The organism is Exiguobacterium sp. LL15 (genome assembly GCF_024436095.1).
Lineage (GTDB): Bacteria > Bacillota > Bacilli > Exiguobacteriales > Exiguobacteriaceae > Exiguobacterium_A > Exiguobacterium_A indicum.
Genome location: NZ_JANFNX010000001.1, coordinates 528,522 through 553,429, shown reverse-complemented (window position 1 = coordinate 553,429; position 24,908 = coordinate 528,522). Strand labels below are relative to the sequence as shown.

21 protein-coding genes, 1 riboswitch and 1 other annotated feature are annotated in these 24,908 nt (G+C 47.3%); of the genes, 5 read left to right on the top strand and 16 right to left on the bottom strand.

Features of this window, described 5'->3' with window-relative positions; translation table 11 throughout:
• Positions 1 to 39 precede the first annotated feature (39 nt).
• The 6 genes from NOM72_RS02680 to pepV are packed head-to-tail and all read right to left on the bottom strand — an operon-like array spanning position 40 to position 7,077.
• Positions 40 to 840 (bottom strand): phosphotransferase family protein, encoded by an 801-nt coding sequence (locus NOM72_RS02680; RefSeq protein WP_023469090.1) that lies wholly within the window; start codon positions 838 to 840, stop codon positions 40 to 42.
• A gap of 51 nt (positions 841 to 891) precedes the next feature.
• The gene (gene pulA / locus NOM72_RS02675; RefSeq protein WP_255997704.1) at positions 892 to 3,033 is read right to left on the bottom strand and encodes a type I pullulanase; all 2,142 of its coding nucleotides are present in this window, start codon (positions 3,031 to 3,033) and stop codon (positions 892 to 894) included.
• 34 nt (positions 3,034 to 3,067) lie between these two features.
• Entirely contained in the window at positions 3,068 to 3,943 is an 876-nt protein-coding gene (locus NOM72_RS02670) for a hypothetical protein (RefSeq protein ID WP_241492304.1), read from the bottom strand.
• A 1-nt stretch (position 3,944) separates the two neighbouring features.
• The gene (gene thpR / locus NOM72_RS02665; protein ID WP_035396473.1) at positions 3,945 to 4,463 is read right to left on the bottom strand and encodes an RNA 2',3'-cyclic phosphodiesterase; all 519 of its coding nucleotides are present in this window, start codon (positions 4,461 to 4,463) and stop codon (positions 3,945 to 3,947) included.
• 8 nt (positions 4,464 to 4,471) lie between these two features.
• Entirely contained in the window at positions 4,472 to 5,620 is a 1,149-nt protein-coding gene (locus NOM72_RS02660; protein ID WP_023469093.1) for an MFS transporter, read from the bottom strand.
• 59 nt (positions 5,621 to 5,679) lie between these two features.
• Positions 5,680 to 7,077 carry a dipeptidase PepV gene (gene pepV / locus NOM72_RS02655; protein WP_023469094.1) on the bottom strand — a complete coding sequence of 466 codons (1,398 nt, stop codon included), beginning with the start codon at positions 7,075 to 7,077 and terminating at the stop codon, positions 5,680 to 5,682.
• Between the two features lie 321 nt (positions 7,078 to 7,398).
• On the opposite strand from pepV, the gene NOM72_RS02650 reads away from it, so the two are divergent.
• Both NOM72_RS02650 and NOM72_RS02645 read left to right on the top strand, forming a co-directional pair.
• Positions 7,399 to 7,617, top strand: a complete 219-nt coding sequence (locus NOM72_RS02650) for a DeoR family transcriptional regulator (protein ID WP_023469095.1) — start codon at positions 7,399 to 7,401, stop codon at positions 7,615 to 7,617.
• A gap of 108 nt (positions 7,618 to 7,725) precedes the next feature.
• Positions 7,726 to 8,358: an SDR family oxidoreductase gene (locus NOM72_RS02645; protein WP_023469096.1), complete on the top strand. Its 633-nt coding sequence runs from the start codon at positions 7,726 to 7,728 to the stop codon at positions 8,356 to 8,358.
• Positions 8,359 to 8,418: 60 nt separating this feature from the next.
• On the opposite strand, the gene NOM72_RS02640 is transcribed toward NOM72_RS02645, so the two are convergent.
• A complete protein-coding gene (locus NOM72_RS02640) occupies positions 8,419 to 9,138 on the bottom strand; it encodes a pseudouridine synthase (protein ID WP_023469097.1) in 720 nt (239 codons plus the stop codon).
• Positions 9,125 to 10,789, bottom strand: a complete 1,665-nt coding sequence (locus NOM72_RS02635; protein WP_058264703.1) for a putative polysaccharide biosynthesis protein — start codon at positions 10,787 to 10,789, stop codon at positions 9,125 to 9,127. Before NOM72_RS02635 ends, NOM72_RS02640 begins: the two co-directional genes overlap by 14 nt.
• A gap of 192 nt (positions 10,790 to 10,981) precedes the next feature.
• Here NOM72_RS02635 and NOM72_RS02630 point away from each other — a divergent pair, with 192 nt between their 5' ends.
• Complete coding sequence (locus tag NOM72_RS02630) at positions 10,982 to 12,253, top strand: BaiN/RdsA family NAD(P)/FAD-dependent oxidoreductase (RefSeq protein WP_058713884.1); 1,272 nt, start codon at positions 10,982 to 10,984, stop codon at positions 12,251 to 12,253.
• A gap of 61 nt (positions 12,254 to 12,314) precedes the next feature.
• Here the strand turns inward: NOM72_RS02630 and NOM72_RS02625 are convergent, their stop codons facing one another.
• The 5 genes from NOM72_RS02625 to NOM72_RS02605 all read right to left on the bottom strand — a co-directional run bounded on the left by NOM72_RS02625 (position 12,315) and on the right by NOM72_RS02605 (position 19,273).
• Entirely contained in the window at positions 12,315 to 13,292 is a 978-nt protein-coding gene (locus NOM72_RS02625; protein WP_255997698.1) for a hypothetical protein, read from the bottom strand.
• Between the two features lie 131 nt (positions 13,293 to 13,423).
• Positions 13,424 to 15,829, bottom strand: a complete 2,406-nt coding sequence (leuS, locus tag NOM72_RS02620; protein WP_035396465.1) for a leucine--tRNA ligase — start codon at positions 15,827 to 15,829, stop codon at positions 13,424 to 13,426.
• Between the two features lie 47 nt (positions 15,830 to 15,876).
• Positions 15,877 to 16,099: a binding site (T-box leader), on the bottom strand.
• Between the two features lie 38 nt (positions 16,100 to 16,137).
• The gene (locus NOM72_RS02615; RefSeq protein WP_035396464.1) at positions 16,138 to 16,782 is read right to left on the bottom strand and encodes an HAD family hydrolase; all 645 of its coding nucleotides are present in this window, start codon (positions 16,780 to 16,782) and stop codon (positions 16,138 to 16,140) included.
• A gap of 94 nt (positions 16,783 to 16,876) precedes the next feature.
• Entirely contained in the window at positions 16,877 to 17,911 is a 1,035-nt protein-coding gene (locus NOM72_RS02610; RefSeq protein ID WP_023469103.1) for a GNAT family N-acetyltransferase, read from the bottom strand.
• A gap of 183 nt (positions 17,912 to 18,094) precedes the next feature.
• Positions 18,095 to 19,273 (bottom strand): MDR family MFS transporter, encoded by a 1,179-nt coding sequence (locus NOM72_RS02605; RefSeq protein WP_255997695.1) that lies wholly within the window; start codon positions 19,271 to 19,273, stop codon positions 18,095 to 18,097.
• Positions 19,274 to 19,426: 153 nt separating this feature from the next.
• On the opposite strand from NOM72_RS02605, the gene mnmM reads away from it, so the two are divergent.
• Positions 19,427 to 20,026 (top strand): tRNA 5-(aminomethyl)-2-thiouridylate-methyltransferase MnmM, encoded by a 600-nt coding sequence (gene mnmM, locus NOM72_RS02600; protein WP_255343803.1) that lies wholly within the window; start codon positions 19,427 to 19,429, stop codon positions 20,024 to 20,026.
• A gap of 50 nt (positions 20,027 to 20,076) precedes the next feature.
• Here mnmM and NOM72_RS02595 read toward each other — a convergent pair whose 3' ends face one another.
• The 3 genes from NOM72_RS02595 to metK form a co-directional block, all read right to left on the bottom strand.
• Positions 20,077 to 20,781: a serine aminopeptidase domain-containing protein gene (locus NOM72_RS02595; RefSeq protein ID WP_035396459.1), complete on the bottom strand. Its 705-nt coding sequence runs from the start codon at positions 20,779 to 20,781 to the stop codon at positions 20,077 to 20,079.
• 78 nt (positions 20,782 to 20,859) lie between these two features.
• Complete coding sequence (locus tag NOM72_RS02590; protein ID WP_023469107.1) at positions 20,860 to 21,348, bottom strand: GNAT family N-acetyltransferase; 489 nt, start codon at positions 21,346 to 21,348, stop codon at positions 20,860 to 20,862.
• Positions 21,349 to 21,485: 137 nt separating this feature from the next.
• On the bottom strand, positions 21,486 to 22,694 hold the full coding sequence (metK, locus tag NOM72_RS02585; protein WP_023469108.1) for a methionine adenosyltransferase: 1,209 nt from the start codon (positions 22,692 to 22,694) through the stop codon (positions 21,486 to 21,488).
• Positions 22,695 to 22,822: 128 nt separating this feature from the next.
• Positions 22,823 to 22,949, bottom strand: a riboswitch (SAM riboswitch).
• Between the two features lie 234 nt (positions 22,950 to 23,183).
• On the opposite strand from metK, the gene pckA reads away from it, so the two are divergent.
• Positions 23,184 to 24,752 (top strand): phosphoenolpyruvate carboxykinase (ATP), encoded by a 1,569-nt coding sequence (gene pckA, locus NOM72_RS02580; protein ID WP_023469109.1) that lies wholly within the window; start codon positions 23,184 to 23,186, stop codon positions 24,750 to 24,752.
• Positions 24,753 to 24,908: the final 156 nt, after the last annotated feature.

The following is a 24,908-nucleotide window of genomic DNA, read 5'->3' as shown; positions in this document are numbered from 1 at the left end:
CAAAAAAGCGTGTCGTTCCCTTTCGGAATGACACGCTTTTTAGTCGTTTGAGTATTCAAGTAGCTGTTCAAGAAAATGATAACTGTCGTCGACATCCGGATGACGCGTATCTTCATACCAGTAGAGTGACAATACTGCTTGCGCTACGACATACCAGTGCATCCGTTGTTTCAGATCACTCGTCAAAGGATGTCCATAATGTTCGAACCATTCTGGCCAAGCCGCTTCGTCGACATAACTATATAACATCATTCCAAGATCGTACGCACGGTCAGCAATAATCGCATCATCCCAATCGTTCAGATAGAGTTGACCGTCTGCTCCCGTCAACCAGTTATTGTGGTTTAAATCTGAATGACAAACGACCTGCTCATCCGTTCTTACCTGCTCCAGATTTTGTTCGAGGTAAACCATCGCATGTTCCACGAGCTCCGGATCCTCTAAATCATCCGGTTGAAAGTACAAACGACATTGTCGCAATAACTCATCAGGTTCGATCGGGCGCTGGTCAAGCTGTTGTAGCATGAACAGTAATTCCTTCGAATCATGGATTTTCCCAAGCAAACGTGCTACTTCAGGACGTTCCATCATTTCGGGCTCTAACTCGTCGCCTTCAATGAACTGTTGGGCGCTGATGACGTCCCCACTATAAATCCGTTTCGTCCATAATAACTTCGGAACGATTCCGTCTGCGGATAAAATCGCCAAAAACGGCGATGAATTTCGTTTTAAAAACAACTTCGATTGTCCGGTTGAAGCGATGTACGCTTCTCCTGTGATTCCACCTGCTGGCGTAAGGGTCCAGCCTTCGCCAAGCGCATCTAAAATATCTAATTCCATTATAATCCGCTCAACTTTTTTAGTAGATTTGCCTAAGGCACAATGCTTATCTTAACACGTTGCGATCGTCGTTGACAACGGAAGGACCTGAATCCTGTCGACACCTTTCAGAAGTGGGTCGACCGAGGCTTCATCCCCTTGTACATGCACATTCCAGCGTGAATGATCAAGTGAGATTTCAACGATTTCGCGCGTCGTATTGTAAACGATGAGCGTGCGTTGCCATGCATCATACGAGTGGACCGCTCCAAGTTCATAAGCAATGACACCCGGACGTAAGTCGATGAAATGAAGCAACTCGCGAATCTGATTCGCTCGGTGCAACCGGAATCCGCCATGCATTCTACGAATCTGCAAAATCGTCTTGATGTATGTGACAAGGGACAGATGATCATCCCGCCGTTCCCAGTCCATTCGATTGATCTCGTCTGGTGCGTTATAGCTGTTTTCAACACCTTGTTTCGTGCGTAAGAACTCTTGACCTGCGTGAAGAAACGGAATCCCTTGCGCAAACAAGGCAATCGTCTGAGCTAAGCGACTCATCCGCAATAATTGCTGTTCATCTGCCTCTGGACAAGATAACTTTAATTTATCGTATAACGTATGATTGTCGTGCGCTTCGACATAATTGATGGAATAGGTAGGTTCCGGAAAACGTCCGTACGTTTGATTGTCGATGTGGATACTTCCCGCAATCCCGTTTCGGACTTCCCCTTCCTTCCAGCCATCTCCCGCAACGAATCCTCGGTCGAATTCACTGAACGTCGATCCTTTTAACGCGTCACGGAACACATCATTAAAATGGGCGATCCGCGGCATTTGCGCAGCGGAGGCACTCATCGCCTTTAATCGTTCCGGTAACGCTGTCGCGAGATCCCACCCTTCTCCATACACTAGAATCGTTGGATCAATCGCATCGAGCGCCGCACGAACATCATTCATCGTCTCAATATCATGAATCCCCATCAAATCAAATCGAAAGGCATCAATCCGGTAGACTCGAGCAAAGTACGTCAAACAGTCAACGATCAGACGGCGCATCATGAATCGCTCAGATGCGGTATCATTTCCGACACCTGTTCCGTTCGATAGTGTTCCGTCTACTTCGTAGCGGAAATAATAACCAGGGACAAGCTGTTCGAGAGAGGAGCGTTCTCGAATGAAGACGTGATTCATGACGACATCGAATGTGACACGAATGCCTGCTTCATGGAGTCGCTCTACCATTTCCGCGTATTCTCTGACGCGAACGAGTGGTTCAACCGAACTCGCATAACTCCCAGCTAGCCCGAACCAAAGCATTGGGTCGTATCCCCAGTTATATGGAGACCGCGTCCGTTCATCGGTCGTCTCAAAAAAGTGGACTGGTAGCAATTGCAGATGGGTGATCCCGAGATCCAGGAGATAATCAAGTCCCGTCGCATGACCTCGAGGAGAGCGCGTTCCTCGTTCCGTCATCCCTGTGTATTGACCCGGATAACTTGAACCAGCTGAGTGATCGATCGTGAAATCACGGATATTCGCTTCGTAGATGACAGCGTCTGACGGTTTGACGAACAGAGGACGCGCGACACGCTTCGGGAACCACTTGGTCATCGTCCGTTCGACGTCAACGATGACACCGTATCGACCATTCTCCGATATCGCACTAGCGTACGGATCAACGATCTCTTGTGTGCCAAGGTATGTCGTCACTTCATACCGATACCAGCACTCTGCGATATCTTGTTCCAGTTGAAGATGATAAGCACCTTGCTCGTGTCGCTCCATTTCGTACTTTCCGAGCAACCGTTCATCTTGATCGTACACGACACACATGATCCGTTCTGCGACCGGTGACCAAACAGCAAAGTGAAATGTACCCTTTTCTTCCCAGACACCGAGCTTCCCTTCGTAACGGTACTTGCGCTCGAACGCTTCCGTCCGGACTAACCGGTCAGGAACGACGCGAATCGACCTCCCTGCTCCGAACACCTCATATCGGCATTCGAGCTCGACCGGTTCCAGAACCGTCAATTCATAAATCACCAGTTGTTCCTCACGGTGTGTTTCGACTTGCTGGATCGCAAGTGATTGTCCATCACATTCAAGCGACCAGTGGATTGACGGATTGCCTTCGACCTCGACTCGGATGCTTTGGAACGATGAGAACTCCGCCCGGATCACTGGTATCGCTACTTCTTGGTTTGTCATCTCTTTCGCAACGACAATGCCGTCGCTCCCTCCCTTACTCTTGAATGCGTGACTGTTCCTCACTTTGGATCGCCATTTGAAACGAAATCGATACGGTTTCCTTTAGGATTTTTTCACACACACGCATTTGAGCAGCTTTTGTATGAGTCGCATTCCCATTCATACGATTCAACCATTTAGGAAAATCCACTTTATTGACATACGTCGTCGTCGTTTCTTTTGGAATCTTATCAAAATAACCACTTGGAGCTAAGATGACCCGTTCGATCGGTAAATCGTAATCTCGTCCAAGAATCGTATGCAAAATGTCTTCCGTTCGTTTTAAACTGATATTCGGGTTCAAAATCTGTTTCACAGATGCTTTGAACGGTTGTTCCCGCCACAACTTATCTCGTCGAATATGATAAATACTCTCTTCACCATCGAGCCATTCCATGATATAGATCGCGGACGGACCGACGACAAATGGACTCAACTCGACTTCTCCGACTTGATAGTGAATGACCGCCCGATAAAACATCGCATATTGTTCATTTAGTAGATGCAACATCTGATAGAAGTCTAAATGACGTTTTAATGGAATCCGCCAAATGTCCTCCTCCCCTGCTCCGCCAGCGACGTTCAAGAGTTTTTGTAACTCGAGACGTTTTTTGTACCATTTATCAAACGCTCTTCGAGATAATTGTTTACCCGGAAGTTGAATGACTTCACTTTTTTTCATCACTTGCCACCACTTCTTCGGACGGATAAGCGTCTCCCCTGGAAACAATTCTCCTGTCTCCCATTTGCGATAAACGTTCGTATAATCAAGTGCCTGGTGTTCAACAAATCGTTTCGTCATCTCTAGCGGATTTTTTTCAAATCGACTATCTAAGTCATATAGTTTCATCAAAATTGCGATGGGGATCACCTCATTCCTCTTCACCTAGATGAATCCGATAAACCGGCTCATATCGCGGTGAAACCTCTGGTCGTACTTCAAATAGAACGAGTTCACGAACAGTCCACTCTATTGATCGGATCGGACTCGTCTTCCATTCGGCTGCCTCAGCGCGCCACTTTTTCGCGATCGTGACATGCGGAACGAATGGTCTGGTCGAATTCGGATCAATCTGTTCCACTAATTGAAACAATTCTTCCGATTCCGTTCCAAATCCTACGACGCGTGGTCGTTCATCCCGACCGAACGTGATCAAACGATCGAATCGTAGCACGAACGGTTCCATCGTACGCGCGATCTGCTGTAACTGCTGTTTCCACGACTGCTGTTCTTTTTCCTCCAATGGACCGAAAAAACGAAGTGTTAGATGATACTCTTCTAACGTATAGACGTTACGAAAGTACTCAGGTAGCGATAACCGTTCAGCAAGATTTGCCAAATCTTTAGAAGGGATCGGCAAAGCAATGAAAAAGTGTCGTTCTTGTCTCATCGTCGCGCTCACTCCTTCATACGACCACTGATACCATACAGAATCGCGCCTAGGATACTACTACTTGTATATACCCAAAAGACGGTATAGATTGTACTCTCCTCGAGTACAAAACCACTCATCAGATTAAACAACGCTGTCGCGAGTCCCGTCGTCGTCGCCATATATGTACTGACGGCTGTTGCGACCATCGTCTCTGGAACGAGAGATCGCACATAATCTAAGGCGACAGGGATCAACAGACCAACGATCATTCCTTGCATCGCAGATAATACCCACAGCATGACGATTGGAAGTTCTAAAGCAATCATCGCCGTCCGCGCAGCCGACAACAAGGAAACGAATACAAGAACCGGAATCGCTCCGAATCGTAATAACAGACGCGAGGCGATGCGCATGAACGGAATTTCGCACAGAACGGCGACGAAGAATAATGTTCCGACGAGTGCCGTCGTCTCGCCACGAATCGTGACGTAACTGCCAAAGTAATAATTGTTGGCGAAGATGGGTCCGAAGATCAAACTCCCCCCTGCTAGGAACAACAAGAAGCGTCGATTCGAGAAGAGTTGTTTTAACGGTACGGGTTGCTGATGTGAAACATGGACGCTGCCCGTCTCTTCAATACCGATCAGCACAAGGAAACCGAGAACCCATGCTGCACCGGTTGCATAAAAAATCAGATTTAGTCCGCCACCCTCAGTGATTTGCCCAAGAATGAAAACAGCTAAAGCGAACCCTGCTGAGCCAAAAAGACGTAAAGCGCCGTAATCCACTTTACGCTTTCGCGTGTACTCGATCGCTAATGTATCCACGAGCGGAATATGCGCGCACTGGAACAACGCCCAAACGCAAGAAATCAATAATAAAAGTAGATAAGCAGACGTCAATAAGTAACTGAGTGTAAAAATACCGGCAGCAAGCATCGCGACGAGCAAGAGTCGTTTCGGTTTTCCGAGTCGGTCCGCCGCGATTCCCCAAACAGGTTGTAGGAAAATGGAGAGAATCGGTCCAATCGCAACGATTGTTCCAATCTCTGAAGCCGACAGTCCGAACGCGTCGTTTGAGAAATAAAGCGCGAGATACGGAATGAGTGCTCCTTGTCCAAAGAAAATAAAGAAATATAAGGCTTGGAAATGATAGGTTTGACGATTTTTCACACGGAACTTCCTTTCAAGAAGCAATCCCCCCATCTTTACGATGCGGGGATCATCAATCATTATTTTGCGAGCTCATAAATCGCTTCTGCATAGATTGCGACAGCAAGCAATAGTTCATCAAAATCAACATATTCATCGACTTGGTGAGCAACTTCAGGACCACCCGGGAAGACTGGACCAAAAGCAACTCCCGCCGTCAATGAACGCGCATATGTGCCGCCACCAATTGCTATCAGATCAGCTGATTGGTTCGTATGGCGCTCATAGACGGCACTTAGCGTCTTGATCAATTCATGGTTTGGATCAACATGGTGCGGTGTCATGTGCGTCCGCGTCTGCAATTCAAAACCATATCCTGCCGCGGCTTCCTTGATGATTTGCAAACGTTCCGTGAAGTCTGCTGTATACGGGTAACGGATATTGATTGATGCCGTTCCTTGCTCTTCGGCGTAACGGAATACACCGCCATTGATCGTTAAGTCACCTGTCTCGTCTGAAGCAGCGACACCCATCGCTACACCGCGAGAATCCCGGAACATATGCGTCACGAGTTGAATGTAACGACGACCGTTATAATCCAAGTGAAGCGTATTGAGGAAACGTGCCAAATGTAAAGCAGCATTTTTACCATTGTCCGGCTCCATCGCATGGGCTGCGACACCATTGACATCAAGTATGAGACCTTCCGTTTCTTGCTTGACTGTTCCCGTCAAACCTTGTTCTTCAAGATAAGCATGGAAATCCGTCTCAAGCGTTCCTACTTCGACGACACGAAGAAGCGCTTGGGCATGACCTGGAACCATGTTCGGACGTTCGCCACCTTCAAAACGAACGAGATGGTAGCCTGTATCAGATGCTTGCGCTGGTTTCCCTTGAATCAATAACCCATCATAGAGTCCTTTTTCCGCATTGATGATCGGGAAGTCGGCATCTGGTGCAAAACCAAGTGTGGGCATCTCTTCATGTTTGAAGTAATGATTGACACAACGCCATTCACTCTCCTCATCCCCTCCTGCAATCAGACGGATGCGCTTCGAGAGTGGTAAGCCAAGTTCTTTGACGATTTTCAAAGCGTAATAAGCTGCCATCGTCGGTCCTTTATCATCGATTGCTCCACGTGCATACAGTTTTCCATCTACAAGCGTCGGGTTGAATGGACCGTATGTCCAGTGATCGCCACCAGCTGGTACGACGTCTAAGTGACAAAGAATACCGAGTAACTCTTCCCCTTGACCATATTCCAAATGTCCTGCATACCCATCGACATTTTTTGTCGTGAACCCATCGCGTTCCCCTGTCGCGAGCATCCAATCGAGGGCACGTTTGACTTCATGACCAAACGGCGCGCCCTCTTCGATCGTGGATTCGTCGAGTACACTCGGAATCCGTAATAATTCTTTTAAATCTTCTAATAAGTCCTCGCGACGTGCGAGTACTTCCTCTTTCCAATTCACCATCTGATTTCGCTCCTTCATTACGGGTTTTGGATTCGTTTCCTATACACCTTCCTAGTATAGCGAATATTCGTTCAGATACGAACATCCAAATTCTGTTTTCTTTTTTATTTATTGAAATGACGAACATTAATCTAAAATAAAACCTAAATTATCGACTTTACAAACCATTTGAATATATTTTTTATGAAAACGTTCGGTTAAATTACTTGCATTTTAATATCAAAACGTTATACTAAAGGCGAAACAACTGGATATTGCATTGTCTTTTGTCACCCGAAGCTTTAGAACACTATTCTATCCATTGGGGGAGTGGTTATACCAATGAAAGATTCTACAGACCGTATGTTGACCCGGATTAAATCGATCTATCTCTACATCCAAGAGAACGGAGCTACTACGACAGCAGAGTTGGTTGAAGAGTTTGGCATCACTTCAAGGACCGTCCAGCGGGATTTGAACGTGCTTGAATACAACAATCTCATTGTGAGCCCTCGACGCGGTACATGGACGTCGAGTAAGAAACAAAAGCAAGCGGGTTGATCCACTGTTTCACTATGTATATCTTTCGATGACGCGATTCTTCGCGTCTTTTTTTGTTATCTTTTTTAAAACGTGGGGTATAGCTATTGGGAGAAGGAGATGATGAGAATGAATATTTTAATCATTGGAGCAAACGGAACGACAGGACGCAAGATGGTCGAATTGATCGCTAAACAAGGAGATCACCAAGCGATCGCGGTCGTACGGGAAGAAAATCAAATCAACGATTTGATTGCACTCGGCGCATCTGAAGTCAGACTTGGGGATTTGACGAAGGATGTCAGTGGCGTCATCAGTAACGCGGACGTCGTCATCTTTGCAGCGGGTGCTGGTGGCGCATCGGACGAATTGACACGCGCCGTCGATCAGGAAGGTGCGATCAAAGTCATCGATGCAGCAAAAGCCAACGGGATCGATCGTTTCCTGATGCTCAGTTCAGTCGGTACGGAAGAACCGAAAGGCGAACTAAAAGTGTATCTTGAATCGAAAGCAGCAGCAGACGCTCACCTCAAAGAAAGTGGACTCGACTATACAATCGTCCGTCCTGGTCCGCTCAGCTACGATGACCCAACAGGTACTGTTGAAACGAAAGAGCATTTTGATTCATACGAAGATCGTAAGGTGTCTCGTGACGATGTGGCAGCGCTGTTCGTTCACTTGATTGATCATCCGACACAATCTCGTGTATTCGAAGTACTCAGCGGTCCTTATCCGATCGCAGAAGCACTACGTAATCAATAATTAAATCCCACAATAAAAGGCGATGGAATGTACATTCATTCCACCGCCTTTTTGCTTTGCTTATTCAGGTTGCCAATCAAATAACGACAATTCCTCTTGTGTCAGTTCACGGTAGTCCCCGAGTGCAAGTGCCGAATCAAGCTCTAAACGACCAATCGAGCGCCGTTTCAAGAACGTGACCTCTTTACCTAGGGCAAGCATCATCCGTTTGACTTGATGGAACTTCCCTTCCGTGATCGTCAATTCAAGCGTTGAATCTGTTTCTGTCGTCGATAAGATGACGAGTTTTCCTGGCTTTGCCTGATAACCGTCTTCTAAGGTGACGCCTGCCGCAATTGCCTCGACGTCTTCTTGCGTCAATACACCTGTCACTTCCGCGTAATACGTTTTTTCAACGTGTTTTTTCGGAGACATCAAGGCATGATTGAACGCTCCATCGTTTGTCAGTAACAACAAACCTTCTGTATCCTTATCAAGTCGTCCGACCGGAAACGGTTTGAAATACGTCACGTCTTCAAACAACAGATCGATGACGGTCTCATCTCGTTTATCCTCCGTCGCACTAATGACACCCGGTGGTTTATTCATCATCAAGTAGATGTATTTTTGATACGTGACCGGTTCGCCGTACATCAGAACCTGTTGTGACTCGACATCGACATGTTGTTTCGGATCACGAACGATCTCACCATCGACTTGAATTGCCCCTGCCTTGAGCAAAAGTTTTACTTCTTTTCGGGAGCCTGCCCCCATGTTGGATAACAATTTATCTAGACGCATGATTTCGTCCTCGTTTCAATGAAAATTTACGCCCTAATATGACCTCTGCTAAACCACTCCAAATCGAAAGTCCAGCGAAAATCACGATTCCAACTACCGCACCGATGATCAGGATCAACAGAGATGCCCATGTCGTCTCTGGTAAGAAGGACACCATTCCCCACTTCACGAGCGCGACAACCGCCCCCATCAACGCACTAATGATTAGAATTAACGATGTCCGGCGCAAGACGGTACTGAATGGAAACTTCACTGTTTGTGTGATTCGGAAGAACATCAATCCCGTCGCAACAAGGTAACCGATGATCGTTGCATAACCGGCACCTGTCCCGTCACCTGTTAAATGAATCAACGGTGCATTCAAGAGATACTTCGCAAGTAGTCCGGCAATCGTCGCAACAATCGTGAAGTATTGCCGGTTGATTCCTTGTAGGACTGCCGCTGTGACCGAATACAAGGCGAGGAACAACGCACTTGGCGCATAACTTAAGAGATAGACCCATGCTGCCTGATCTTTCGGGAAGAGCACATGGAACGTTTCTTCACTGAGGAGAATCATCCCGACGACTGCCGGAATCGTAATAAAGAAGACGAGTTGATAAATCTGCGAGATTTGAGCCCGTACTTTCCGCATATCTCCTTGCGTGAAGGACGCTGTTAACAGTGGAGTTGCAGATAACGACAATCCTGTTGCGACCGACACCGGAATCAAGACGATCTTATGACTATCCGCAATCAGATAGGCCGTTGCATTTCCAGCAGCTTCGAGTGTATAACCGATACTTTGTAATGCTGCATTCATCGTATTCTGGTCGATGACTTGATAAAGCGGCGTCGAAACGCCTACCATGACGATTGGAATCGCATAGGCTAACAACTCTTTGTACAAATCCGTTAACGGGCGATCCGGCGAACGGACGGTTTGAGTTGCACGGAGTTCTCGTAATCCACTCGCACGTTTACGGAAATAGTAAATCAGAACGACTATACTTCCGATTGCTCCAATAAATGCGCTGAATGTTGCAATCGTCGCTGCCCATGCTACCCCAGAATCAAAGAGATAGATGGCGATGCTGACTCCTGCGAGCAAGAAAATGATTCGGACGATTTGTTCTAAGATTTGTGAAATCGCGGTCGGTCCCATCGATTGATATCCTTGGAAGTATCCACGTGTCATACTCATCGGCGGAATCAAGAGTAAAGCAAAACTGACTCCTCGAATCGTCATCGTGACGGCATCGACGTATGCCGCTGAATCGACGTCCCCACCCGGAATCGCTCGGTGGGCTAAATACGGAGCGAGGAAGAATAAGGCGAGAAAAGAAACAACGCCGGTCAAGGACATGATTTTCAAACCCGATCGATACAATCGCTCACTCGTATCGTATTCCCCAAGCGCATTATACTTGGCGACGAATTTTGAGACGGCAACGGGAATTCCCGCTGTCGCGACACCAATCATGATCGTGTAATAGTTGTAGGCATACGTATAAAACATGATACCTGTAGCACCGACCATGAACTGGAATGGAAAGAGGTAGATCAAACCTAGTGCGCGGGAAATCAGTGACGCACCGGATAGGAGCATCGTCCCACGAACGAATCCCGCATTACCGGGAGAAGTGGACTGTTTATTGTTGACTGTGGACATGGTAACATCCCTCACGCTTTCTAATTTTTAAACTCGACACTCTAATCATGACTGTCTCATTATACAAGTTCTCTCGTACACAATTGCAAATCATTATACCGCTGTCTTTCTGTAATTGAAAGAGACGGTTTGTTTACAGTCGCAACTTCTGCTAAAGTGAAACAAGCAGAATTCTATGAATGAGGTGACCATATGTACGATGTAATCGTAATCGGGGGCGGACCGAGCGGCTTGATGGCAACGCTCGCCTCCTTACAAGCTGGAGCTCGAACCCTCCTGCTCGATAAAGGGAATAAATTAGGAAGGAAGCTCGCAATCTCTGGCGGCGGACGCTGTAACGTCACGAATCGAAAACCACTCGACGAGCTCGTCCAGTCGATCCCGGGAAACGGACGTTTCTTATATAGCGCCTTCTCTCAATTCAACAATGAATCGATCATCGAACTCTTCGAAGGATTTGGCGTCGCACTTAAAGAAGAGGACAACGGTCGGATGTTCCCTGTCTCAGATAAGGCAGCGGATGTCGTTCGTGTATTGATCGATCAAATCCGCGCGCATGGTGCCGAGATTCAAACGGATGCGCAAGTCGCTACGCTCGATTTCCATCCGGATGGTTCTTTTGCAGCTGTCATATTAGAGAATGGCATGCGTCTTGAAGCAAAAAGTTGTATCGTCGCGGTCGGTGGTCAATCTGTTCCGCATACCGGTTCAACGGGTGACGGCTATCCGTGGGCTGAAAAAGCGGGTCACACGATCACGGAACTCTTCCCAACGGAAGTTCCGATTCTGTTAGGTGATACGTTCATTCACGAAAAAACATTACAAGGGCTGTCGCTGCGTGACGTCGCTCTAACGGTCCACGGTAAAAAAGATAAGGCGATCAAGACACATACAGGTGATCTACTGTTCACACACTTCGGTTTAAGTGGTCCGATTGCTTTACGGTGTAGCCAATATACGATCAAAGAACGCAAACGTTCGAAAGAAACGATCGTTCATCTATCGATTGATCTCTTCCCGGACGAATCCCTCGGTGCCTTAACAGAACGTTTCCAAGCAGCCATTGCCGCAAATCCGAAGAAAACAGTCCGCAATGCTCTTCGTGGTTTCGTACCAGAACGGTTGCTTGAACTCCTATTCGCTCGAATCGGCTTTGGCGATGAAGTCTGTACACAAGTGAAGAAACAAGACTGGACGGACTTCCTCCAACAATTGAAACGATTCCCACTCAGAGCAACGGGAACGCTCGATTTCGATAAAGCCTTCGTCACGGGTGGCGGCGTCTCGATCAAAGAGATTGATCCAAAAACAATGATGTCAAAAAAAGCCGAACGGTTATTCTTCGCTGGTGAAATTCTTGATATTCACGGCTATACGGGTGGATACAACATTACAGCCGCGTTCGTGACGGGTCATTGCGCCGGTAGCCACGCTGCAGAAATGGCACGTGACACTGTCTCTTAATATGAACAAGACCCGATTCGTCTGTGTTAATCAGAAGAATCGGGTCTTTTCTTTTTATGCATCAGTCAATCGGTGTGAACGATCGGCTCGAAAACTTATCTGTCTCGACTAAGGCAAACAATTCATTATCCTGTACGAAAATCCCTTTTGAACCATAGACCTTTGGACTTGCCGTCTCTCCCGTGATCGTCTGATCTTTCTGATCAATCGAATAGAGATAGAGTGCTTCTGAATCAAGTGTGTAGATGCGTCCTTGTCGTTCCGCAAGACCAATTGGTCGGAAGTCTGATTCGAATACTTTCTTCGCATCACTTCGCATCCCATTCGCCGGTTCAATTTTACTTCGTTCTACGATCGATAAATACGGCGGCTTTTGCTTTTTCTTTAAAGCGCGTTTTTTCTTTTCCGACGCATCTGAATCAATCTTAATTTTATCCTCTTTCATGGCGAAACGAGTCAATTCCACACGTCCGATTGCACGGATATGATTGATCGTATAGAATTCCTTTTTCTTCGCATCATATCCAAGCCCATGGAAACTGTCTCGAATCGTCGTCCCCTGTACTTTTTCACGTTTTTCTTCGCTCCAGACACCATCTTTTCGCGTGATTGTCACGAGAATCTGATTCGATGTCAATAAAGCGACGGTCTCTCCGTCAACGAGTGTCATGCCATCGAGGCCAGAAAGAAGTAATTTCCCTTCTTCTAATTGGAAGGAGGCATTGATCCTCTCACCTGTTCCACTAATTTCAAAGAAACGATAATCGTCTGTGACGACGAGGTACGACCCGATGGAATCATCATATAACATCTGCTGGACATTCTTAATTAATGGTTCTTCCGGATTCGGAATGGCTGAAGGCGTTTTCGTCGGCACCTGTTTGACAGCTGCCTGATGCTTCGATTGCGTCTCGATTTTCGCGAACGTTTCCTGAATACGCGACATCGTCTCTGGTTTTGAGAAGACGAGCAGTACACAAAGAATCAAACCCGAAACGACGGCAAAAATCGTTGTATAGACTATATAAGATCGTTTCATTGATGGTAATCGCCTTTCTTTCTCGGTTTCTGATTCAGTGTATCAGAAGGACGTTCAAAAAAAAAGCGGACTTGCGACGGAAATGAAGAAACCCCCTCCATTCGCGTCAAACGAATGAAAGGGGCTATGGCTTAATTTGCTACGATGTTGATTAATTTTTTCGGTACGACGATGACTTTTCGAACCGTCTTGTCGCCGATCCATTCTTGTGTCTTTTCGTCGGCAAAGGCAAGTGCCTCGATTTCTTCTTTTGTCGCGTCGATGTTGATTTCGATTTTCGAGCGAACTTTTCCGTTCACTTGAATGACGAATTCCATCGTATCGCTGACGAGTTTCGATTCATCGAATGTTGGCCATGCCGCATACGTCAATGTCTCTTCAAATCCAAGTTGTTCCCAGAGTTCCTCACCAAGGTGCGGTGCAACTGGTGTTAACAATTGGATGAATCCACGAAGGAAGTGACGCGGAAGCACCGGCTGTTTGTTTGCTTCGTTGACGAAGACCATGAGTTGCGAAATTCCGGTGTTGAACTGGATGTTCGCGAAGTCTTCCGTAACCTTCTTGACCGTCTGGTGGTATGTCCGTTCGAAGTCAGCATCGACTTCTGCGACATCTTGAATGTCTGCTGTCCGTTCGAACAAGCGCCAGACACGATCGAGGAAACGACGCGCACCGTCAAGTCCGTTCTCAGACCAGGCAACTGATGCATCGAGTGGACCCATGAACATTTCATACAAGCGTAACGTATCCGCACCATGCGATTTAACGATTTCATCCGGATTGATGACGTTACCGCGTGATTTCGACATTTTCTCGTTGTTCTCTCCAAGAATCATCCCTTGGTTGTATAACTTCTGGAATGGTTCTTTTGTTGGCACGACGCCTGCATCATACAAGACTTTATGCCAGAAGCGTGCATACAATAAGTGGAGAACGGCGTGTTCCGCACCACCGATGTAAATATCGACTGGAAGCCAATATTTTAATTTTTCTGGATCCGCGATCGCCTCTTCATTGTGCGGATCGATGAAACGAAGATAATACCAGCAGCTTCCGCCCCATTGTGGCATCGTATTCGTCTCGCGACGCCCTTTCATTCCTGTTTCAGGATCCGTATAATCCAACCAGTCTTCCGCAAGCGCAAGTGGTGATTCGCCTGTACCAGACGGCTTGATCTCCGGAATGATTGGGAGTTCGAGCGGTAATTCCTCTTGGCTAAGCGTCTTCATCGAACCATCTTCCATATGAACGACTGGGATTGGCTCACCCCAATACCGTTGACGACTGAACAACCAGTCGCGGAGACGATACGTGATTTTCTTGCGTCCGACTTGATTCGTTTCGAGTTCAGCAATCATCGTCTCGATTGCTTCTTGTTTTCCAAGACCATCAAGCATATGCGAGTTGACGTGTTCGCCCTCTCCTGTATAGGCTGCTTCATCGACGTTTCCACCCGCGACGACCTCAACGATTGGCAAGTCGAATTGTTTCGCGAATTCATGGTCGCGCTCATCGTGTCCTGGAACCGCCATGATTGCACCCGTTCCATAAGAAGCAAGGACATAATCAGCGATCCAGATCGGAAGACGATCACCTGAGATTGGATTGACGGCGAAAGCACCCGTGAAGACGCCTGTTTTTTCCTTCGCTAAATCCGTCCGTTCGAGGTCTGACTTCGTTTGGACTTGCGAAATGTACGTATCGACGGCTTCCTTGTGATCCGCTGTCGTGATGTCAGCTACGAATGGATGCTCCGGCGCAAGCACGAGGTACGTCGCACCAAAGATTGTGTCCGGACGTGTCGTAAAGACCGTAACTTGTTTTTTATGTCCATCAATCGTGAAATCGATCTCAGCACCTTCTGATTTCCCGATCCAGTTCCGTTGCATCTCTTTAACAGAATCCGGCCAGTCGAGGTCATCGAGATCTTCAAGAAGACGATCCGCATATTCCGTGATTTTCAAGACCCACTGACGCATCGGAACACGCACGACCGGATGATTTCCGCGTTCAGATAATCCGTCGATGACTTCTTCATTCGCAAGAACGGTTCCAAGTGCCGGGCACCAGTTGACCGCGACTTCGTCCACGAACGCGAGTCCTTTTTCATACAACTTCGTAAAGATCCACTGTGTCCATTTGTAGTACTTCGGATCCGTCGTGTTGATTTCACGATCCCAGTCATAGGAGAATCCAAGTTCTTTCAGCTGACGCTTGAACGTCTCGATGTTTTTCGCTGTGAATTCACGTGGGTCATTCCCTGTATCGAGGGCGTATTGTTCTGCTGGTAACCCGAACGCATCCCAACCCATTGGGTGCAAGACGTTGTATCCTTGCATCCGTTTCATCCGCGCGAGGATGTCCGTTGCCGTGTAGCCTTCCGGGTGTCCAACGTGGAGTCCGGCACCTGACGGATACGGGAACATATCAAGGGCATAAAACCCTTCTTTTTCTGGATCTTCTGTCGTGACGAAGGCGTTGTCTTGATCCCAACGCGCCTGCCATTTTGGTTCAATTTCGCGATGATTGTACGGCATGTCTTTTCCTCCTCTAATCTAAAAAAAACCGGTCCTCCGCCCCTAGGAATAGGGACGAAAGACCGGTTTGGCTTCCGCGGTACCACCCACGTTGTCTGTCTATGACAGACCGCTTGATTCACAGATAACGGTGTGAAGGACCGGATTCGCTACTACGACTTCACGAATCGTGCTCCCTGACGAGTTCACGGTTGTTACCGACTGGTTCGCACCCTCCACCAGCTCTCTTGACGGCACCTTTCCCCTACTACTTCAGTTCCCTGCATTTGACTATCTTTTCCTAGTGTAATCTGTTTCTTCCTCAAGCGTCAACGCTTCCGTAAAATTTCCTCAATTTCCGCATGCGATCGCGCAATATGATCTGCTTGTTCTAAACGTTGCGCTGGCATCCGGTCATCAAGAAGCGCAATCACTTCCATACCAGCTGCTTTTGCGCCGATCATCCCGTTTGCAGCGTCTTCAATGACGAGACAATTCTCAGGTGCGTGCCCGATTCGTGATGCCGCAAGTCGAAAAATCGCGGGATCCGGCTTCGAACGCACGACTTCTTCCCCACTGACGTAATGCGTGATTGGAAGCTCGTAATGACGGATGACGCGTTCGATTTTTTGAAGCGAACTCGAAGAAGCGATCCCGATATCGTAACCAAGAGATGTCGCTTGTTCGATGACTTGTTTGACTCCCTCTTTTAAACCACACGCCTCTGGTTTTGCATGAATTTGAAACAAGCGATGTTCTTCCTCAAGTAAAGCACTCGCTGTTTCTGGGAGCTCGTGTTGCGCGACAAGTTCTTCCCACATCTCATCTCCTGTTTTCCCCATGAATGTCGCATACTGAACCGGATCGAGCGGAATCGATAACGTTTTGAACATCTGCTGGTGGACCTCAAAGTAGCGGATTTCACTATCTAAGATGACCCCATCCATATCAAAAATAAGACCTCGTTTTTTCAAGACACATCCCCCTCAATTGATCTATCATGATTTCAGCATATCAAAAAAACGACTACACGATGTAGTCGTTTCACCTTCTTCATTTAGTTACTGTTTAACTTGTCGCCATTTGGACACTGGTTTGTCGGTAAGCCGGAAAATAATCCGAATTAGCATCTGACCCGTATCGTATACACAACTGATCGTATATGGCTGGTTGAAGAATCGATTTTCCTTGATGATACTCAAATAAACGGTACCCGGTGTAACGGCATTTACTCTCAAAGAGACTATCCCGTTCTTGATATCCACCTCCGAGATGTTGTTCGACGAGACCGCGTGCTTTCGCCTGAAGAATCGCTTCGTACTCAAGTCGTTGATTTGGGAACATCTTCGCTTCGTCCCGCTTACAACCAATCAAATGACCGTGGGCATATTCTTTTCCGAGCAATACGAAGTATCCACCAACAGGTTCTCCGTCGATTTCCGCAATCAGTAACAATGGCTCACAGAGTGGATTCGCTTCCAATAATTGCTCAAAATAACTCGCCGTAAAATAGTAATGAGCCGAAGCATTCTTCCGGTCCATCGTTTCATGATACAACGCCAAAAAAACAGATAAATCGTCTCGTGTTCCTGTTCTAACGGTTAACGGTGAAGCGAGCGATTTACGAATCATACTTCTCGTTTTCTTATGGAACGTCTGCATGATTTCTTCTAGTGAGGGGCGCAAATCAATGCTCGTCGTATGACGGATGAAAGAAGCTTCCGTCCAGTTACGCATGAGTCGTTCATTGCCCGTCAACGGATTAAAGCGAATCATTTCCGAGACGACCGATTCTTGCTCCGCCCACCTTTCAAACGATAGACGTGCATGCTGCATTTCAGTTGCGGTTAAGCGACCGACGATTTCCGGTCCGCCGTAGCCATACGGCGTGATGAGATCTGAATAAGGCGTATCAAAAATCCGACGCTTTAAAAAGGGATAGAACAGTGTTCCCGCATGACCTTCATAACGAAATAACACCGCTTGCTCAGACGGTCTAGCGTTAAGCGTGACGTATTGGTGACTGTAGAAGATATCAAGAGGCTGTTGCTGTACGTGTGTCGTCCAAGTTGCGGCATCTGTGATGAATTGACACCTTTCCATTCGTGCACCTCCAGTCAAAAAGAAGCAACGTTCACATGAACTTTCTTTTCAAGTTCTTGATTAGAAAGTACCCGTTTCTTTGCCGAAATATTCCATATTAATAATGATTTGTTTTATAATTAGCGCATTAATGATGTAAAAAAAAGACAGCGAATCTAATGTCCGCTGTCTTACAGATGATGCTCATGATGTGATTTTAGGAATGGCACGAAGGAATACGACGCCTGCTAACAGAATCAATCCAATCAATGCCAAGAAGACCGCTGACATACCGGATAAATCGTAGATCAACCCTCCGACGGTCGGACTGATCATCCGTCCCGCTGAAGCGGCAATATTGACGTATCCCTGGAACTCTCCTTCTTTTCCGATTGGCGCGAGTCTCGCCGCCATAGCAGGAACCGCTGGCCAGATGAACATCTCACCAATCGTCAAAATGATCATCGCGACGAGGAACATCTTGAAGCCGCCTGCGAACGGAACGATCAGATAAGACAAGAGGAAGATTCCTGTACCGGTCATCAATTGTCGCTTCAAGTCATCTCCAAACCACCGGAGAATTGGTGTTAATAAAGGTTGTGCGAACACGATGAGTGCTCCGTTGATCGTCCAAAGAATCGAGTACTCGGAAATCGTGACACCGAGCGATTTCGTGTGTACGGCAAAGGTTCCTTGCCATTGCACATAAACGAACCAAAGTAAGGCATACCCGATCGAGACGAGCAACATCGTCCGTGCTGCACCGCGCGCAAGGGGTGTGCGTGTCGTTTCGATCTCGTCATGTGCCGCATGCATTCGCGCTGGTGCCTGAATCCAGGATAAACCGACTAACAAAATGATGGCAAAGGCGATGTAGAGGACGAGATTGGCGATGAAGATGTACTGAATCGAAAAGGCAGCGATTTGACCACTGACTGCTGTCCCGAGCGCTACACCGACGTTTTGTGCGACATAGATCGCATTAAAGGCACGGCGCCCGCCTTCCGGCCAGATGACACCCGTCATCGCGTAGATCGTCGGAAAAACCATCCCACCGACGAATCCAATCAATCCAAGCATCGCGACGTATCCGAGGTACGTCTGATGAAATAGCAACAAGCCAACGGAAGACAGGACAAGTCCGATGACACTGATGACAAGCGTCTTCTTGCCACCGAGACGGTCAAACGCTTTTCCACCTAAGTAGTTTCCGACGATTGCTAAGGCAGAGTTGACGAACAATGCCATCCCTGCTTTTGTCATCGACTCTCCTAAATATTCATGAATATATAATGTATTAAACGGCCATAAAAAAGAGGATCCCGTCGTATTGATGGCCATCGCAAGGACGAGGATCCAGACCGCTTTTGGTAATTTTGGCATACCTGTGGTCCTCCTATTTCATTCTCAACCTTGCCACTTTACGCAATCCGTCCCCTAACTGTCAAGCTACTTCGCTTTTCGTCAACGAATCAAAAAATGATATAATGCAGAAAGAATCTTGCACATACTGAACCATTACTAGAAAAACAGACTATAGGAACAGGAGTCTATGCCATGTCACTTGCCCGTGTATTACCTTATACGAAACAATTACTCGAGTCCGTTATCGAGCCCGGAGACTGCGTCGTCGATATGACTGCCGGAAATGGACATGATACACAGTTTTTAGCAGAACGTGTCGGTCCAGAAGGAAGGGTTCTTGCGTTCGACGTCCAGGCACAAGCCATTGAGGAATCGACGCGACGTCTCGACGAAGCCGGAATGTTAGCACGCGTCGACCTTTACCATGAAAGCCACATCCATGTCGGTGCCCGTCTTTCGGACGAACAACGTCCTGTCCGCGCTGGTGTCTTCAATCTCGGATACCTGCCTGGAAGCGACAAATCAATCACGACGACCGGAGAAGAGACGCTTGAAGCACTCGATGCCCTCCTCCCGGTCCTCGCTCCCGGCGGTCTTGTCGTCCTCGTCGTCTATCACGGTCACTTGGAAGGAAAACGAGAACGTGACGCTGTCCTCGATTACGTCACAGCCCTTGATCAGCAAGATTATGCCGTTCTCCAGTACCGCTTCTTGAACCAACAAAATCATCCCCCGTTCATCATCGCGATCGAGAAAAAAGTACGCGGATGATGGGCACAAAAAAGTGATGCCCCTTTTTTAGAGGCATCACTTTTGTGATTTCATTCTTCAACAAGCTTAAAGAACAACATTAATTTTTCTGCAAACCGTGTGTTCAACCGTTCGAAACTAAAATGCGGAAAACCGTGTAGACGTTGTAAGTAAATCTGATCGCCACCCATTTTCCGGCATACTTCAAGTGTCAGCTTGACGTCTGCGAACTGATCGTCCGGTGCATAAAAACAAGCCAAGTTCACACGCGGCAGTTTTTTTCGTTCTTCGTCATGTACGACGATCTCTTCTTCGATTTCCCGGTACTGTGCATAGGTCAGTTCACCGATGCGAACGGTATCTTCCGTACTTTGACCAAACGGCAACGTACCGAGTGGCGCATCGGGCCGGAAACGATCGAACGCACTTGCGAAGACTTGTTTGACGCCTCCGAGTTGTTTCGAAGGGTGCCAATCAAACAACGGTGAAATGAATGCAAGGCTTGCTACCGGTAATTCATATTCTTGCAACAGACGATTGACGACGAGTGCGCCCATGCTACAAGCGACGATATGAATCGGTAGCTTGCGTTTCCCGGCTTCACGTAATGCTTCTTTTAACAGTTGACCATGTTCTTCAAACGAGATACGACGTGGGGCGTCGACGAGCAATACTTCATACTCTCGTTCGAGTACCCGAATCAAAGCTTCACTCGGACGGGCACGCAGTTGTAACGGATAGACTAATACGATGATTCCTGTTGGTTGTTCAACCACAAACTCACCTCTTCACTTCATACTTCCTATTTACGATACCTTATTTCAAACGCACACAAAACCGTCCCAAGACGGATTTCACGAGGCGACATGGCGAAGGCGAATGACAGATTCTACTTGCCCAAAGACTTCTTCCGTCATCTCACTGAGTTCTTCAAAACCGAATGAGGTCAAGAACTGACGCGCTTTATAGTTACGTGCCTCCACGTATACTTCGAGTGGGACGGCTCCTTGTCGTTCGAGTTCACGGATCAATCGTCGTCCGATTCCGTTTTGCTGATATTTCGGTAAGACGTACAGACGAATGATTTCCCACGTTCCCTCAACATCAACAGCATGAATGAAACCGACGATTTCCTCATCGATGATTCCGACATAAAAATACTCTCCCCGTGCTTCTTCTGCCGTCCGGATCGCACGAACAACCTCCTCTTGCGGATACGCTTCCTGCACGAAATGCGCTTTCGAGCGCTCGGAATAGATTTCTGCGTACGTATCCAACCAGGATGTGACGGCAATGTCATGAATACGTCCTGCATCGGCTGGAATAGCTTCGCGTATTTCCATAATCGGAACCCCCCTTTGTATTCATACGAATCGACTCATGTACTTTTACCCTCTTCTAGAAAAAACATTCGTTTCCTGCAAAGTTCCACGTAAACAAAAAAGTCCGAAAACCCGCGTAGGGTTCTCGGACTTTTTGATTATGCGAAACGTTTTGCCTGTTCTTCAAGAACTGCTGCTTTATCTGTTTGCTCCCATGGAAGCTCAACATCTGTACGACCGAAGTGACCGTATGCAGCTGTTTGACGATAGATCGGACGACGGAGATCAAGCATGTTGATGATTCCAGCCGGACGAAGATCGAAGTTTTCAGCAACCAATTCGACGAGTTGTGCTTCAGGAAGTTTTCCTGTACCGAATGTATCAACCGCGATTGATACCGGGTGCGCGACACCGATTGCGTACGCGAGTTGAACTTCTGCTTTGTCTGCAAGACCTGCAGCAACGAGGTTCTTCGCGACGTAACGTGCTGCGTATGCAGCTGAACGGTCGACTTTTGTTGGATCTTTACCAGAGAATGCTCCACCGCCATGGCGTGCGTATCCACCATACGTATCAACGATGATCTTACGACCCGTCAATCCAGCATCTCCTTGTGGTCCGCCGATGACGAAACGACCAGTTGGATTGATGAAGAATTTCGTTGCTGCGTCGATGTATTCAGCCGGGATGACCGGTGTGATGACGTGTTCTTTCAAGTCAGCTTGAATTTGCTCAAGCGTAACTTCTTCCGCGTGTTGTGTCGAGATGACGATCGTATCGACACGAACCGGCTCGTTGTTCTCGTTGTATTCGACCGTGACTTGTGTTTTTCCGTCCGGACGAAGGTAGTCGAGTTGACCGTTTTTACGCACTTCTGCCAAACGGCGTGCGAGACGGTGTGAAAGCGAGATTGGAAGTGGCATGAGTTCTGGTGTTTCTTTCGTTGCGTAACCGAACATGAGACCTTGGTCTCCTGCACCGATTGCATCGATTTCTGCATCAGACATGCTACCTTCACGTGCTTCAAGCGCTTGGTCTACACCAAGAGCGATGTCTGCTGATTGCTCATCGATTGATGTCAATACAGCACATGTGTCCGCGTCAAAACCGTATTTCGCGCGTGTATAACCGATCTCACGAATCGTTTCACGAACGACTTTTGGAATGTCGACGTAAGTGGATGTCGTGATCTCACCTGCAACGAGAACGAGACCTGTTGTAACAGAAGTTTCTGCCGCAACACGCGCGTTTGGATCCGCTGCGAGGATTGCATCAAGAATTGAATCCGAAATTTGGTCACAGATTTTATCTGGATGACCTTCAGTGACTGACTCCGACGTGAATAGTCGGCGATTAAGGTTTGTCATGTATGACCCTCCCAAAAAAGAATTTGACGGTGTACTCATTTCCCCTAGTTGAGTGGGACGGTAAAATGAAAAAAACCTTTCCAAGTCCAAAAAATGGTCAGGGAAAGGTTGTGCGTTCTTCCTTTACCCTCTTATCGTTCGAAGTGTTTACTTCGCTTCAGGAGAGCACCTTTTCCCTCATTAATATGTGAATTAATGTAGGACGGTTGCCGGGTTTCTTCGGGCCTTGTTCCCTCCACCTGCTCAGAATAAGAGTATCCGTTACGAATTACATGATATAAAGTTGTAACTACTCTGTCAAGCAAGGTTTCAAATTCTAGTCGAAACTTTTTGAAAGAGATGTTAAACTGTTAATGCTGAAAGCGTTTCCAGATAAATAGAAATCAGCACTAGAAAATGATTGCTCTCTCTTTAGTATGTCATATATAATAAATGTGTCATACTAAATACAGTGAGCCAAAACCAACGTAGGGGAAAGGTGGGGTCAGGATGCCGATGACGGTCCTGAATATCGAAGAACTACTCAAGAAAGAGCATGTGTTCAAACAACTATCTGTTGCTGAACTTGTCGAACATGCGATTCGAAACGAAGAAGGTGTCCTTGCTGAGAACGGCGCATTATCTGTAGAAACGGGGAAATTTACAGGTCGTTCACCAAAAGATAAGTTCATCGTCCGTGATTCTTCCTGCGAGTCTCACATTGATTGGGGTCATGTCAACCAACCAATGGATGGAGACAAATTTGAACAATTGTTGCAAAAGGTTCTTCGTTACATGAACGAAGCTGATCATCTCTACTACACAGAAGCTGCTGCTGGAGCAGATACGCACTTCACCCTTCCGGTCCGTGTGCTCACACAATATGCTTGGCATAACCTGTTTGCCAAACAACTCTTTTTACGCGAGTATCCTGAAGTGGCTGCCTTCGAACCGTTCACGGTCGTCTACGCGCCACATTTCAAAGCAGATCCTGCCGTTGACGGAACGAACTCCGAGACGTTCATCGCGATGTCGTTCGAACACCGAATCGTCTTGATTGGTGGAACGGAATACGCTGGAGAAATCAAAAAGTCGATCTTTTCCGTCATGAACTACCTCTTGCCACAAGAAAACGTCCTTTCGATGCACTGCTCGGCAAACGTCGGACACGAAGGCGACGTCGCCTTGTTCTTCGGTCTATCTGGTACTGGTAAGACCACCCTTTCAGCCGATGATAGCCGTCAATTGATCGGTGACGATGAGCATGGTTGGTCGCACGATGGTGTCTTCAACATCGAAGGCGGATGTTACGCGAAGACGGTCAATCTATCGCGTGAAAAAGAACCGCAAATCTTTGACGCGATCCGTTTCGGAACCGTCCTTGAGAACGTCGTACTCGACGAAGCCCGTCATCCTGATTACGATGATACATCGTTGACGGAAAATACGCGTGCTGCTTATCCGATTACGGCAATCGATAACATCGCTGTTCCGTCACGCGCTGGTCATCCGAAGACGATTGTCTTCTTGACAGCTGATGCGTACGGCGTCTTGCCTCCGATCAGCAAATTGACGAAAGAACAAGCGATGTATCACTTCCTATCAGGATATACATCAAAACTCGCTGGAACAGAACGTGGGGTCACGGAACCAGAAGCGACCTTCTCGACGTGCTTCGGTTCACCATTCCTTCCACTGATGCCTGAAAAGTATGCGACGATGCTCGGCGAATTGATTGATCGTCATGGTGTTACCGTTTATCTCGTCAACACGGGCTGGACAGGCGGTGCTTACGGAACAGGTAGCCGCATGAAGCTATCTTATACACGGACGATGGTCAACGCTGCCGTTAACGGCACACTTGCAACGATTCCAACAGAAGAACACCCGATCTTTGGACTTCATATGCCGCTCGAAGTTCCTGGTGTTCCAAGTGAGTTACTCAACCCGGTACGCGTCTGGTCGAATCCGGACGAATACGACACACAAGCGCGTTCGCTTGCTGAGAAATTCCAGAACAATTTCCTTCGTTTCGAGAGTGCGACGGATGCGATCAAGTCAGCTGGTCCGCGCCTATAAAGTAGAGTTTTCTGACTTGCATCAAAAAGATAGACACCGAATTTACATCAAGTAACCAAAAAATCTGAGTCCGATCTTCACGGACTCAGATTTTTTAGTTACTCCTTAATCCTTAGAAATTCTTCCTATTAGGCGATTCGAGACGAATAAAAACGT